General features: G+C 35.8%; 13 protein-coding genes and 1 pseudogene. 7 read left to right on the forward strand and 7 right to left on the reverse strand.

What is annotated here, in order from left to right; all coding sequences use genetic code 11:
• Window positions 1–20: 20 nt before the first annotated feature.
• Window positions 21–440, reverse strand: coding sequence for a universal stress protein (locus tag MHB42_RS13445; protein ID WP_340806780.1), 420 nt, complete (start codon window positions 438–440; stop codon window positions 21–23).
• A 229-nt stretch (window positions 441–669) separates the two neighbouring features.
• Between MHB42_RS13445 and MHB42_RS13450 the strand changes: the two genes are divergently transcribed.
• On the forward strand, window positions 670–1,674 hold the full coding sequence (locus MHB42_RS13450; protein ID WP_340806781.1) for a nucleoid-associated protein: 1,005 nt from the start codon (window positions 670–672) through the stop codon (window positions 1,672–1,674).
• Window positions 1,675–1,721: 47 nt separating this feature from the next.
• Here MHB42_RS13450 and MHB42_RS13455 read toward each other — a convergent pair whose 3' ends face one another.
• Window positions 1,722–3,737, reverse strand: a complete 2,016-nt coding sequence (locus MHB42_RS13455; RefSeq protein ID WP_340806782.1) for a helix-turn-helix domain-containing protein — start codon at window positions 3,735–3,737, stop codon at window positions 1,722–1,724.
• A 136-nt stretch (window positions 3,738–3,873) separates the two neighbouring features.
• On the opposite strand from MHB42_RS13455, the gene MHB42_RS13460 reads away from it, so the two are divergent.
• The 3 genes from MHB42_RS13460 (at window position 3,874) to MHB42_RS13470 (ending at window position 7,851) form a co-directional block, all read left to right on the forward strand.
• Window positions 3,874–5,097, forward strand: coding sequence for an MFS transporter (locus MHB42_RS13460; protein WP_340806783.1), 1,224 nt, complete (start codon window positions 3,874–3,876; stop codon window positions 5,095–5,097).
• 29 nt (window positions 5,098–5,126) lie between these two features.
• A complete protein-coding gene (locus MHB42_RS13465) occupies window positions 5,127–6,572 on the forward strand; it encodes a M20 family metallopeptidase (RefSeq protein WP_340806784.1) in 1,446 nt (481 codons plus the stop codon).
• Window positions 6,573–6,729: 157 nt separating this feature from the next.
• On the forward strand, window positions 6,730–7,851 hold the full coding sequence (locus tag MHB42_RS13470; RefSeq protein ID WP_340806785.1) for a hypothetical protein: 1,122 nt from the start codon (window positions 6,730–6,732) through the stop codon (window positions 7,849–7,851).
• Between the two features lie 37 nt (window positions 7,852–7,888).
• On the opposite strand, the gene MHB42_RS13475 is transcribed toward MHB42_RS13470, so the two are convergent.
• From MHB42_RS13475 to MHB42_RS13495, 5 genes are all read right to left on the reverse strand, one after another.
• Complete coding sequence (locus MHB42_RS13475) at window positions 7,889–8,344, reverse strand: helix-turn-helix domain-containing protein (RefSeq protein ID WP_340808600.1); 456 nt, start codon at window positions 8,342–8,344, stop codon at window positions 7,889–7,891.
• Window positions 8,345–8,814: 470 nt separating this feature from the next.
• Window positions 8,815–11,076 (reverse strand): M28 family peptidase, encoded by a 2,262-nt coding sequence (locus tag MHB42_RS13480; RefSeq protein ID WP_340806786.1) that lies wholly within the window; start codon window positions 11,074–11,076, stop codon window positions 8,815–8,817.
• Between the two features lie 520 nt (window positions 11,077–11,596).
• Entirely contained in the window at window positions 11,597–12,052 is a 456-nt protein-coding gene (locus MHB42_RS13485; protein ID WP_340806787.1) for a hypothetical protein, read from the reverse strand.
• A 143-nt stretch (window positions 12,053–12,195) separates the two neighbouring features.
• The gene (locus tag MHB42_RS13490) at window positions 12,196–12,942 is read right to left on the reverse strand and encodes a DUF7225 domain-containing protein (RefSeq protein WP_340806788.1); all 747 of its coding nucleotides are present in this window, start codon (window positions 12,940–12,942) and stop codon (window positions 12,196–12,198) included.
• A gap of 237 nt (window positions 12,943–13,179) precedes the next feature.
• Complete coding sequence (locus MHB42_RS13495) at window positions 13,180–13,320, reverse strand: hypothetical protein (RefSeq protein WP_340806789.1); 141 nt, start codon at window positions 13,318–13,320, stop codon at window positions 13,180–13,182.
• Window positions 13,321–13,542: 222 nt separating this feature from the next.
• On the opposite strand from MHB42_RS13495, the gene MHB42_RS13500 reads away from it, so the two are divergent.
• The 3 genes and pseudogenes from MHB42_RS13500 to MHB42_RS20695 all read left to right on the forward strand — a co-directional run bounded on the left by MHB42_RS13500 (window position 13,543) and on the right by MHB42_RS20695 (window position 14,748).
• Complete coding sequence (locus tag MHB42_RS13500; protein WP_340806790.1) at window positions 13,543–13,824, forward strand: hypothetical protein; 282 nt, start codon at window positions 13,543–13,545, stop codon at window positions 13,822–13,824.
• Between the two features lie 245 nt (window positions 13,825–14,069).
• Window positions 14,070–14,484, forward strand: a pseudogene (locus MHB42_RS13505) (IS5/IS1182 family transposase); the annotation flags it as partial.
• The gene (locus tag MHB42_RS20695; RefSeq protein ID WP_445299996.1) at window positions 14,470–14,748 is read left to right on the forward strand and encodes a hypothetical protein; all 279 of its coding nucleotides are present in this window, start codon (window positions 14,470–14,472) and stop codon (window positions 14,746–14,748) included. The pseudogene MHB42_RS13505 and the gene MHB42_RS20695, both read left to right, overlap by 15 nt.
• The last annotated feature ends 5 nt before the right edge of the window (window positions 14,749–14,753 follow it).

A 14,753-nucleotide genomic window follows, 5' to 3' on the forward strand; every position in this document is an offset into this window, starting at 1 on the left:
AGGTTGTTTTTTCTTCTACTCTAGCGCACGATTAAAACATCACATGGTGCATGACGAGCCACCTTTTCTGCAACTGACCCTAACACCATTTTTTCTATCCGATTTAAACCCGTTGCCCCACAAACTAGTAAATCAATATTTGGTAGCTGTGTTAGGATTGCTTTAGGCAAACCTGCTTCTACTACTGACTCTACCTCTTTCACACCTGCCTGTAATGCCTCTTTTACCAATTTTTCAATCTTATCTGCATATTCCTGCTTTAGTGCCTCTGCATATTTTAAATCATATGCCGATGCTGCTCCAAATGATTTTGTATCCACAACACTGACTAATTGTAAAACAGCATTGTATTGTAATGCTAATTGACTTGCTCGCTCAAAAGCTTTAAGTGACTGCTCCGAAAAATCAATAGCTACTGCAATCTTAAGATAACTCCCCACACAAACCCTCTCCTTTTTCATACTTTTCTAAATAATTATATCATAACGCTATTCAATATAATGCTAGATTCCTATTGTAGAAAAAAAGACTTTTGACTACTACTATAAACAGATGCATTGAATATTGGGCGTGTTTGCTAGTTATAAATCTATACGATCATAGCGTCGCAATCAATGGTTAATCTGATATGATATACTAGCTACGATAAATAATTAAAAGGTGGATTTTATGCTAGAAGTGAGTGAAAGTACATTAGCGCAATATAGTATGCATTTTATAGGGGAAACACTTATTTTAGGGGAAGAAGCACTGACGCAGCCCGAGGTAATGCTAGAAGCAGCCTTTACACAGCTTGCCTTTCATAAAATAGATATGGAGCAGCAATACGAATTTTTTCATGAAATAACGATTACCCTTAACGAAGTTTATACCTATGCCAAGGCAATCTTTACACAGGAAAATAGCTTTCTTGAACAATCCCAAAATATCGCTAAACACTTACATAGTGTATCGCAGCACCCTAATATTAAAAGCGGTGAACTATTTATCGGTTTGTTTGATAATTGCTTATTATTAGATGAAACAAAAAAAGTAATCGCCATTGTAAAAATTGATGAAAAAGAAATATTTTTAGATGTGCAAAATGACCATCATCAAATGACCGTCAATGGTATTGATGGCATCAATGTCAAAAAAATCAACAATGCAGCGATTATTATTGATATGGGACCAGACCAACCCCCTGCCGTTTTTATTAAAACAAAACGAAAAGAGGACATTGTTTATTGGCAAGAGCGTTTTTTAAAAATAAAGGCAGCGGATGAGCACTATTATAAAACAGATTTAGCGTTGGCTGAATGCAAGAAATATATTTTAAAAGAAGAGCATTATACAAGCACTGAGAAGCTAGGGCTGTTAAATAAAACATTGGACTACTTTAGAAATGAGGAGGAATTTCAAGTAGACCATTATATTGATACGGTGTTTGAGCAAATAGATGCTACCGAAAAGGATATCATTGTTAAAACCGTTAAACCCTATGAAACGATTATTTCTGACAGCGCACTTGAAAAAGCTGAAAAGAAATATAAACGTAAAATTAAGCTAGATAGCAATATTGAAATTCAGGTCAATATTCAGCATATTGAACATATTGATGAGCTAATTGAGGTTGGCTATGATGAAGCAACCAATCGAAAGTTCTATAAAATTTATTTCCAAGATGAAATGTAAACAGGTAAAAAAATCTGCTTTCCTTCCCTAGGCAGATTTTTTACCTTTTAATAAACCATTTCCTTTAAATAACAGGCAAGCTGTAATTTTAAAACATCCTCTGTATTTTGAAAAGAAATATTTAATTTTTCCTCAATTTTTCTTAGTCGCTGATATAATGTATTAACATGAATATGCAATTGCTTTGCAGTTTCCCCTATAGAGCCATTTTGCGCCATATATATTAGCAGTGTTTCTTCTAGTAATTGATGCCTCGTTTTTTCATTTTTTAACGGTTGAAAAACTTCGTTAACAAAGCTGAGTAGCTCCTCTTGTGTTTGATGGATAAATAGTCGATTGACACCAATCTCCTGATAGTGCATAATGCCCCAGCGCTGACGTGTCATTAAAAATGATAGTGCTTTATCCGCCTCATTATAGCTTTTCGCAATTTGCTCTATCCCTTGATACATGGAGCCAACACCAACTTTTAGCATATTATGTTTTGCCTTCTCCCAGCTTGTTTGCAATTGCTGCATTAGAAATTGCAGCTCATTACTTAGTTGCTTAAATTGACAAAGAATCGTTATTTTATTGCCAAAACCAAAGACAATCAGTGCATGCTCTTGAAATTGTTTTTTTATTTCACCAATTAAAAAATGCACCTGCATATCCATTCCTTGAATATTAGAGGCTGACGATAATTGAATAAGCACAACAGCATAATAGACATTTGTCTGAATACCAAGCTCTTCCCCCTTTTTTATAAGCTGAACAGGGTCTTTACATAGTAAAAAATCATGAAAAAGATCATGGGTTTTTTTATAAAATGCATCCACAATTGTTTGTTTTCGGATCATTTCAAGGGCAATCATTGCGCTTGCTTGTTCAATAATAAGCTGCTGAAGCGGTTCAAGCTTCTCCTTATTCACCTCCACCAGCAATAAACCAAGTGTTTGATCAATCCCAACAATTGGCTGTATATAGCAAGTAATAAGCTCATCATCTATATTTATTGTATAAAATGCTGGCGCATCACTTCGATTAATAGCGCGCAATAAATGGATATCATCCAACCAATGACGCGGGCTTGCATATATCAAATCATCTGTAAAATCCATAATAACAAGGCGTAAGTTTAGCATATGTCTTATTTCATTGACAATGACTTGCATTCCTGTGTTTTGCAAGGACAGTTTCATAAAGGTGTGATGAATCTGATCGCGTTGAAGCAGCAGCTCATTTTGCATCTTTAAATGCTGAAATAGCTTTGAATTCGTTAGAGCAATCGATACTTGATCAGAAAAGCTTTCTAAAAGCTGCATATCCTCAATTGTCAGCAGCGCATCTTCTCCATTTTGATAAATAATTAATACACATAGTGTTTGGTCCTCTACTGCAATTGGCACAGAAATAACAGACTGCACATGCTCAAATGTATAGGCTTTTAATAAATGGCGTAGATTTTCTTCTGTTAACGATGATGATGCCTTTAAAACATCTTGATAGGAAGTAAGGATAATGGATTGCTGTTCTTTAAATGTTCTGCCAATAATCCCCTCTCCCACCTTAACACGCATATGTTGAATATCCTCACCTGGCCCACCTGTCCAAGCTTTTGGTATCAATGTTGTGTTATTTTCATCGTACATCCAAAGCACACCAAAATCTGCTGATGGAATAACGGATAATGCATTCTCCAAAATTTTTGTCAGCAATATTTGAATATCATTTAAGGCAGAAATTTCTCTTATACTTTCCATCATTTTTTCTCGAATAAATTGCTCTTTTTCGACCATTAATGCCAATTGATATGCATATAGTAATGCCTCTAGTATTTGTTCTTCCGTCGGCGAGGGCATCCATTGATGATCAGTACGAATCACAAATGTACATTTGTGATCTATTTCAACATAATAATCATGAAAATCTACAGAAATAGCTGAGGAGGGCGGTAGTATATGCTCTATGCCTTGAGAAATAGCAAGCGAAAAACCAGTTCCATCATGCTTTTTCCATAATTGAAATTGTGTAAGCTGACAGGTGTTAAGGAGAAATTGTGCTATTTTTTCTACATCGATCATTCATATATGCCTCACTTTTATGTATAAACATCTATATTTAATAGCTTTATTATATAGAAACGCACATTATTAGAAAAGTCTTAATTTTTTATACTTTGCAATATACACAAAACTACTATTGTGAGGAGGAAAAACAATGACAGCAGCAAAGTCACAAAACACAAGATATATTGTTATTGCTATGTTGTTTATAGGATGGTCATTAGGAAACTTTGACCGTTTCATTATAAACTTCGCAATCCTCGATATTTCAAAAGATTTACAATTAACAGACTCACTAACAGGTATCGTTTTAAGTAGCTTCTTTGCTGGCTATGCTTTAATGCAAATTCCCGGTGGATGGCTGGCAGACCGCTTTGGCTATCGTAAAGTATTAATTTCAACCATTTTAGTATGGTCTGTATTCACCATTCTAACAGGGGCTGCATGGTCGTTTTTATCGATTATTGTTATTCGTTTTCTTTTCGGGGTTGGTGAAGGCAGCTATTTCCCTGCAGCATCAAAAAGTATTGCCAATTGGTTCCCAATACATGAACGTAGTAAAGCAATGTCAATTATGTTAACATCTGGCTCTATTATGGGGGTTGTTGCACCAATTGCAGGAACTTACCTTATGCTAGCGCTAGGCTGGCGAGAGATTTTTTACATTGTTGGAGCAGCTGGTATTTTTATTGCACTCGCTTTCTTCTTTTTCGTAAAAGAAAAGCCAGCACAGGCAACAATAGAGCAAACACCAGCTACAAAAGCACCGTTAAGAGATGTTTTAAAAACACCAATGATTTGGAAATTGTTTATTGCTTATTTTAGTATTTACGCAGTGAATTGGGGCTTAATGTCTTGGATGCCTACCTACTTATCAAAAGTAAAAGGATTAGAGCTAACTGCTGTTGGCATTTACTCAGCTATTCCTCCATTTGTTGGCATTTTCGCGATGCTTTGTAGCGGTTATATTTTAGATAAACTGCCACAAGGAAAAGATAAACTAATCGCAGGCATTTTCGCTATTATCGCAGGTATTTTCCTTTTATTAATGGCAAATGCACCAAGCATGTTAATTTTCACAATTTGTCAAAGTATTGTAACGGTGATGTTGTCCTTTAATATTATTTTAATTACATCTGTCCCACTTAAAATTTTACCAGAGGCTGTTGTAGGTACAGCAAACGGCTTTATTAATACAGGGGCACAGTTTGCAGGTGTCTTAACACCAATGCTTATTGGCTTTTTAGTAGACGCTTTTGGCGGCTCTTATAGCTCTGCATTTGCCATGTTAATTGGCTTTACGCTTGTATGTGCAGTGTCATTATTTATGATTCGGCCAAATAAGCAGGCTGTTGTTGCCAATTCCCCTTCCGTATAAGGAAATCATTAGCTAAGGAGTGAAAGAGTATGAGTTTAACAGAAAAAATTGCTAGTTTTATTGATCAAAAAAGTGAAGTCTATAAAAATGTGAGTGATAGTATTTGGGGCTTTGCGGAAACAAGATTTGATGAGGTTCGCTCTGCTGATGTATTATGCCAAACGTTAGCGGCTGAAGGTTTCCATGTAGAAAGAGGTGTTGCAAATCTTGAAACAGGCTTTATTGGAACCTTTGGAAGTGGCAAGCCTGTTATTGCTATTTTGGGTGAGTTTGATGCACTTGCAGGCTTAAGCCAGCAGGCAGGTAGCTCAAGCTATAATCCAATTACCCCAAATGGCAATGGACATGGCTGTGGTCACAATCTTTTAGGCGTTGGTGCGCTTGCTGGTGCTATTGCTACAAAGCAATATTTAGAAGAAAACAATTTAACAGGAACAGTAAAATACTTTGGCTGCCCTGCTGAAGAAAGTGGCTATGGTAAAGCATTTTTAGCACGTGATGGCTATTTTAAAGACGTGGATGTGGCATTCTCTTGGCATCCTGGAACAATTAATGCGGTCATGCATGCAAGAGCAAATGCTGTTATTAATGCTACATTTAAGTTTAAAGGACGTAGCTCACATGCCGCTGCCTCCCCGCATCTTGGGCGAAGTGCATTAGATGCAGTTGAATTAATGAATGTCGGTGTCAACTATTTACGAGAGCATATGGTGGATGAAGCAAGAATTCATTACGCTGTGACAAATACAGGCGGCTTTGCTCCAAATGTTGTACAAGCAGAGGCTGAGGTAACTTACCTTATTCGTGCACCAAAGCCAAGCCAAGTAAAGGATTTATATCAACGTGTACTAAACTGTGCAAAAGGTGCAGCTTTAATGACCGAAACATCTGTAGAGGAGCAAATCGTTGGCTCTTGCCATAATTTAATTCCTAACAAAACATTAGAGCAAGTAATGCATCAGCATATGCATGAGCTAGGTGGCTTTGCTATAACAGATGAGGATTTACAATTTGCTAAGGAGCTTTATGAAACACTTTCTGAGGAAGAGAAAAAAGTAGCTGCTGCACAAGTAGGCAAGGAGCTAGCACAGCAATTAGCAGAAAAACCAATTGCTAGTTTCCTTGCACCGCTTCCAAGCGAGCCTATGTTTATGGGCGGTTCAACAGATGTCGCAGATGTTAGCTGGAATGTCCCAACTGCACAATGTACAACAGCAACTTGGGCATTCGGTACACCATTCCATACATGGCAGGCTGTTGCACAAGGAAAATCAGCCTATGCACATGAAGCAACCCTATTTGCTGGCAAAGCAATTGCTTGCACAGCTATCTCTGCGCTTGAAAACCCAGCATTGATTGAGGATGCAAAGGTAGAGCTGGCACAACGTCTTGATGGAGAAGCCTATGAAGCATTGATCCCACAAGACTTAGTACCACCAAAACCCGCTGAAGTAACACCCGTACCAGTAGGGTAATAACAACTATGTAAGGCTTTCTATGTTTAGAAGGTCTTACTTTTTTTATTTGCCCAAATAGTAAATTAAATTTCCTCCAAAAAGAGAAAACCTTTTTGGTTGGTAAAACGTCTAATAATTGGAAACACCAGTCAATTTAAAAGGAGAATCGATACTTATGAGAAAGCCATTTACAAAAACATGGATCACTGCTTCAGCACTTACATTAGGTCTAACTGTTTTAACACCTCTTTATGTTGGTGCAGCGCCTGTAGAAACAACAAGCAATGCCGTTACACAATTAGCGCAAACCTTCACAGGCACTATTCAATATTTTGATGAGGAAAGCATCACATTAAAGGGAGCAGACGGCAAAAACTATTTTATCGGTCTATACAACTTCTCTGACAAACAAATTCAGCAGCTAGCATTAGCAGAAGGTCAGGAAGTTTCAGTTGAAGGAAGCATCGTGGAAGATTATTTAGATTTTCTTACATTTGATGTCTATAAAAAAACCTTACCTGAGGGTATAACAGCCGAAGAATTAGTACAGCTAGAAAAGTTCTTTCATGACTTGAAAAAGGCAGCCAAAGAAGATAATTATGATGAGCTAGACAAAGCGTGGCAACAAATAGAACGTATCGTAACGCCTTATGAGCTAGCAAGTTGGGAACCTGAACCATTTGAAGAATTTATTAATGAAGCTGAGTTTACTAAAAATGATATTGTTATCAAAGAGCAGGATCGCAAGCAGCTTGAAACACTTTATCAGGAATACATTAAGCTAGCAAAAGAGAATAAAGCAGAACAAGCAAGCGAAATAATGGATGCCTTCTATACAATTCTCAATCCCTATTTCGATGAGCTATACCCACCATTAACATTTGAAGAATATATGGCTGATTACGAAGTAGAGATACCAGAAGATGAGCTAGCAAACCTTCAAGCCGTTTATGAAAAAGCATTAACGGCAGATGCAGAGCATAACGAAGAGCTATCGACAGAGCTATGGGAACAATTCCATCAACTATTAAGCACACATATAAAGCCTGCTTCTTTTGAAGAATTTATCACTCATTTTGAATTTGATATTCAGGAAGATGATTATAACAAGTTGCAGCAATATTATGAGGAAGCTATTACTCTTAGTCAAAGTGGTGAAGATGAAAAAGCTGACGAACAGTGGACAGCATTTTATGCTATCCTAGACACTTATTACGAAGAACTTAGACCGATTCTTATCTCCGCTTCTAAGCTAACAATAAACGGCAAAGAATTACTATCAGAGCTTTCTAAATAATAGCAAGGGGCTACTTTGCAAAGTAGCCCCTTTAACATTAATCTATATATTTATTTTTTAATTGATCTGAAGCAATGCCTCCAATTAACATAAGAGCTAATGGTAAAAAGTTAGGCACAGCTTTTGGTAAGCCTTCTAAAATCGTAATATTTGTGCCCGCAAAGTGATTAAGCGCAAGAATGCTTAGTTTAATGACTAGCAGGAAAGCCCCTAATAAAAATACACTATCAAAAAATACCTTCCATTTTGGATATGCCAACTGTTTACTATCTTGAATAACCTTCGCCTTCAACTCTTCATCACTCCTTAATAATTCATCTATCGTAATACCAAATAAATCACTTAAATCAATAATGATTTCAATACTAGGATAGTTTTTGCCTGTTTCCCATTTTGAAACAGCCTGACGACTAACTTGAATTTTTTCAGCAAGCTCCGTTTGTGACCAGCCCCTCTTCTCTCTTTCTTGTTTTAATCGTTCGCTAAAAATCATGTTGTTCATCGCCCTTTCTTACTATTCATTATGTGGAGAGTGAATAAAAAAAGTAAAGATAGTTATAGGTGCATCAAGGCGCAACCTGCCGTTGCCCCCTATAAATACAGTGTTTGGTCGAAACTTTTCAAAATAAAAAGAGATAATTTATACAATCCAATAATGTACAAATTATCCCCTATAATTATTTTCTTTTTCAAGCGCTAGGTATGTGAGCGAGCATTATCCGCAATTTTCCCATGTAAAGAGAATACCTATTATGGGCAAACACTTTCTATAGATACGGCTTCAACTAATTGATTTCGGTTAAGGTTTGCAGCATCGGCTCATCTGAAGGAAAGCGTAGTCGTATGGAAATTTATAGCTTGCAAGACGCTCACAATAAAAAGCAATTAATGATTCAAAATATGGGACGGCTAAACACTATCATTTAACCGTCCACTCCGATGCTTTATTGTGAAGAAAAATGCTTATTTTTTCTCATACAATTGTAACATCGAAATAATTGCCTGTTCCAATGTATAATTGTTCTTCGGTAAAAATAACCCTTGCTCCGTACCAGCCATAATCTCTGCCAACTGCATAGCATAAACACTTTCCTTCGCCCAATCAGAAATATCGCTATCATCAAGGTAAATTGTAGGACTAACATTACCAGAAGCATCTTTGATACCTAAATACGTATAGATTTTATGAAGAATGACTGCTGCTTCCTCGCGAGTTATCGTATCATCTGGCGCAAATAACGTGTCACTCTTGCCATCGATAAGACCAAGTTTATTCACAGCAATAATATAGCTATCAGTTGTGTCCTCAAATGGCGTAGGCTCCATCATATCTGGCTCCCAATCCGTTTTCTGGAAAAGAAGTCCAACGACAAGCATAGCAAAGTCGCCCCTTTTAATATCGTCATAATAGTTTTTACGAAGCTCATAAGGGAAAATGCCTGCCTTCATTGCTCTTGCCATCTTCATATTTGCTTGCATATCCTTGTCAGTATAACTGCTACCCAAAGAATGTGTCAGATCAATATGGTCAAGATAAAGATGCGTACCTTCTATAGGTATAAACACACCTATATCCTGCCCCTCCTGCAAGCTCTCTTCCCATTCAGAGGTATCCTCCATAGGTTCAGAAGCAGCTCTTACCATACTAATTGCAAAATCACCATCTATACCATCTGAGCCGATCCGAATAAAACTAATCTCTGCCAGCTCCTCGGCAGAAAGCTGTGATTTTACCTTCTCCCATGCCTGCTTTGCATGGTCTGTTACAGGCAATGTAGCAGAAGGCTTATTTATTATTTCCTCTTTCATAATTTTACCGTCTTTTTTGGAAATACGCATTTCATGTGCGCCATATCCCGATTCCATACGAACAAGCTCGCCATCGACAAGCGTATAGCCCTCCTGTGGCTCATCGTAGTAAGGTGTGATATGCAATGTAAAAATATTTTCCTGCTCATCATACTCAATATCATAGGAATTTCCATAAATATTGTTCCAGCGATTGTTCTCTGACTTATTAAATTTTTCATCCAAAATCGCACTTAATTCCTCAAAGGAAATACCTGTATCACGGAAATCTACAGTAAGAGAACCTAACCATCCCCAATGACTCGTTGCAGTCAATGTAAGCGGCTCAGGAATATCAAAAAGCTGTACCTTTGCCTGATACCTCGATGTGCTATCCTCCGACGGAACTTGACTAAATCGAATACCTAATGCTTCTTCTATCTCTTTTTTCGAACCATCCGGTATTCTGATCGTACTAGAAATGGGATATACCGTAGGATCAAAGACAGGTCGTGCTACTGCTTGATAGGATGGCGTTTGCTCATTCATAATTTCCCGCGCAATGACCTGTCCTGCATCAGCCGCATAGGCAAGCATTTCAGGGCTGACATGCTCTATCGTGTCATTATCATTATGATACTCTCCATGTACAGCCGGATGTGAAAAGAACAAATTTGGAATAGCCTTTGGCGCAAAGGCAGCATGGTCACTTGTCCCACCACTGTTATACTCAAGAACTTCAATATTTTTATAATTGTCATTGTTCTTTAATAAATCAGATAAAAAGCTTGATTCCCCATCAGCCGAATAAATTTTCACATTCTCCTCTTTTTTTGCCGCTAGCATATCAAAGTTAAGCATACCAATCACTCGATCACTATCGGCCCCTAGCTGACTCACATAATGCATTGAGCCAAGCAAGCCATCCTCCTCTGCGTCAAAGGCAATAAAACGTATTTCCGTATCAGTAGGTACATTATGTAATAAACGCACAAGCTCAAGCATAACCGCAACACCAGAAGCATTGTCATTGGCTGCTGGTATATTTCTAATACCATCATAATGCGCACCAATAATCAAAATATCATTCGTTTTTACAGCTGTATTCGGTGCAATTGTGCCAATAAGATTGACCGCTGAATATTTGCTATAAGGCTCATCCTCTCCCCTGTCAATCTTATCCCAATCGAGATGCTCTGCCTCAAATTCTTGCTTTGTCACCGTAAGGCCATATTGTTCAAATGTGTCTATGATTAATTTCCTTGCAAGCTCCTTTTCTTCATTATCATGTCCTCGTGGATAGGAGGATAAAATTTCGACAGTGGACATCATCTCATTTTTATCCACACTCGTTTCCATTGCATTTGCTGTAAAAGCACTCGGTACACCTACAAATATCATAAAAACAGCAAGCAATATACCCAATATCTTTTTCATTTACCAATACCCCCTTGTCATACTTTATAAGAACGTTTCTATTATGATAGGAAACAACCTAGCCAAAATAAGGAACTTATATATGGATAAGTTTACATGAGGAACATTATTTTAACAATGGTTTTTACCTACTTTCAATCGGAGTCAATTATCAATAATTCTTGCTGAGAAAAAAAGAGAATTGTAAAAATTCCTATTCAAACAAACTTTGTATTTTTCTACTAAATTATAGAGTAAACCTACAATACTAAAAATAATCTTAAATTGTATTCTTCTATAAGACGAGGACTATATATTAGTTTAAAGCAATATTAAGCCTTATAATAAATCAGACGAAAAAAATGGAATATAGTTATCAAGTAATTTACCTTGCTCTTTATTGCTCTTATAAAACAGTTACTCTAATAGATAAGATTTCTTGCTATAACAGAGGAACTAAAATTGGAATAAGTAAAACCCATGATAAATTGATAAGTATTCATACAAAAAAAAGAGCCAAGCATCTGCTTAGCTCCATTCTCTACTTTATATAGTTACCATCCTCGTCTACGTGATTTGTACCTCCCCCAAAATGCCAGCCATTCTCCTCAATAAACTCAATAAATTTATCAAGAAAATCATCTAGGTCAATATCTCCATTATTAGCAAATACACAGCCATTAATTTCTATACCTACCTGTTTTTTCTCTTCTGAATTGGAACTCTCATCTTTTATATCCTGCTTTATCCTGTTTAATCGATTTTCATACCTATCTTTATCAATGTATCCCTTAGCAAATAGTTTCTCAACTCTTTTTATTCTTTCCTGATGGTTAATAGGTTTACTTTCATTCTTTATACCACGTCTCTTATAAACTTCATCCATCTTAACTTTAAAATCTCTATAGGTTATTTTATAGTCATTATACTCTTGAGTGTATCTCCCAAACTCTTCATCTTCCAGTAACAAGTTAACCTGTTCATCAGTTAAAGCCATATTTTACCCTCCAAGTAATTTTTCATATAGGAATATGCAATGATATTGTCATTTTGTAAATATGAACCTGTATATTGTCTTTCTAAGAATATAGAAACTATAGCAAATAATAATCGGCTTTCTTTAAATCAATAGCTCTCACTTTAGTGTTTCAAATGTACAATTTTAGATACATCAAGCTCATATGTATTTTGATAAACACGACAGCTATCAATAATTTTTTCTTTCTCTCCAAAAAACACAACTTGGAACATATCATTTTTATATTGAACAATAAATAAATCATCACACAAATGAAATGTATTACGATTAATCGCTATAAAGCCATTTGTCTGAGCCGTAGTTTTCACACTAATTTTACGACCATTTGCGCTGACAACATCATAACCACGCTCATTTGCATTTAATGCTAATTGTCCATCTGTTTGAAGCACGCATAAAAATTCTCCAATACGCCCCATTAAATGACGCAACTCTGTCGGTTTACTTTGTAAAATATGCAATTCATAACGCCAAATCTCATTATAGTGAGTATGCAATTGAGTGATTTGTGCTTTACTAAGTCCATCACGTTTCACATATTTCACACCATTAATCCACTCTCCTACTATACACTCATTCGCTTGACCTTTCTTCTTTTGAAAAATGAGCCCTGTATACAACGCATTCTCTCCCAAATATTGATACATATTATGGTCAATATATTGAAATAAATGCTTTGTAAACAAAACTCCTTCATTGTAGCGATTGTAACAATAATCCGACAACAGTACACTTGATTTATTCACACCATATTTTTTCTCAAGCAATCCCTTGATAGCTGTTGCTGTTATTATATCGCCTTCACGCCCCACTAACGCCTCTTTCAACTGTTCATAAATCGTTGTCATATTCCTCTCTCCCCCTAGTATCTCAAGTATATAATTTCATATGTATCTAAACTTAATATGCTGTCAACTAAAAAAAATCACCATTTTCATTTCCAAAATAAAAAATTTGCACTGGACAAGTTTATATAATAAAGGATGGAATCTAGATGACGACATAAACCCTATTGAGGAGATGTATCGTATTTATTAAATATAGACTATTTATAACTTTCAATATTTCCTACAAAAATACCCTTATCAAAATTCTTTGGCATTTTTATTCATTAATTTCACTTTTTCTGAAATTGATGAAGCTCTTATAATTAAATCATTATATAGTAATAGAGGATCAATAATTCTTTTTTTATTTAAAAGCAATTTCATTATTTTCTTCATCATATCCACTAGATAGCAATGCAAAAAACTTGGTCTGTTGAGTGGCTACTCATTACTACAAACTAGCGACTTCCTTTTTAACGTTCTTCTACATCGCCTCTATACCCAATAAAATGGAATTTTTGGACACGTCCTAGGTCTATCGTGTAATTGTTCATTCTTATACAACAAAAATAATTATCGTTTACTCCTTAAAATGGTAAAATCATATATGGAGGTGAAATTGTGAAAAAATTTAGTGTATTGTCAATAGCCTTGATATTTATAGGGCTATTATTATTCGGCTTAAATTGGATAATAGATAGTTATTCTGAACCGATAGTCCTTTTTAGTTTTATTTCTTTTTTAGTTGGGATGGTATTAAGTTTTATAGCAATTGCTAAAAGGGAAAAAGGAACATTAAAATTTATATCACCCATTTCTTTCTTCATTATGATGTTTTTAATTACTTGGTTTGAACCATCTCATCTACTTCGAGTTATTACTTGGCTAAAAAATATTTCTTAACATTGAACAAGTCTAAAATAAAAAAGCGAAAAACCCTTATATTTGGGTTTCCTCAGACTGTAGGCAAACTCAATGAATTTTTAGTTTGCCTATGATCTTTTTTCTCTTACAAATGAAATAAAAGAGGGCTGTTAATTTCCATTACGGGCGGAGGTTTTCCGTGGGTGGAGTTGAGGTGAAGAATCACGTTGACAAAGCATCTAATCAATCAACGTGAACAAGTAGAAATGCTGACGATTGATTAATTGGTTCCCCAAGATCGTTTAGTACGAAAATTAGAGGCTACTATTGAGTTTATGTTTATTTATTCCTAGAAAACCTCTATTCATCGCATGAGCGTCCAAGTATTGATCTCGTCATTTCTTTAAGACACGGATGTGTTTGAACAGATTTTCTATCATATCTTATACATCGAGGATTCCTTCATACAGACCATCTATTTATTGATTCTACGCATGTGAAAGTGAATGCGAATAAACGAAAATATGATAAAAAGATTGTGCAAAAAGAAACACGGGCTTATACAAGTAGAGCTAAATTTGGATCGTGAGGAACACGAAAAAACCCTTTCTCCCGGAGAAGATTGAAAAGGAGTAAGGGAAAGAAATCGAGGAAAGCACGACAGATCCTGAAAGTGGATATTATATGAATGAAGGGAGATTGATTATTTTGGAAATAAACTCATATCAAGAAATTTTAGACTTAATGGAGGTAGAAGGTATTGTTACACAAAATGATTTTAATGATTTAATACTACCTTCATTCTGTAAAAGACTTGGAAACCAATTAACTCTAGATGGTTACAATAATTATGTTTTCACATTCGTACAAACCAATCTTGATAATGCTTACGCTCTATTTGACCATACTAGATTTTCTATCAAAGCAGCTAATGATTACTTACTAAAATATGTTTTAAGCTAATATAA

Origin of the sequence: Lysinibacillus sp. FSL K6-0232 (assembly GCF_038008325.1) — a bacterium.
Taxonomy (GTDB): domain Bacteria; phylum Bacillota; class Bacilli; order Bacillales_A; family Planococcaceae; genus Lysinibacillus.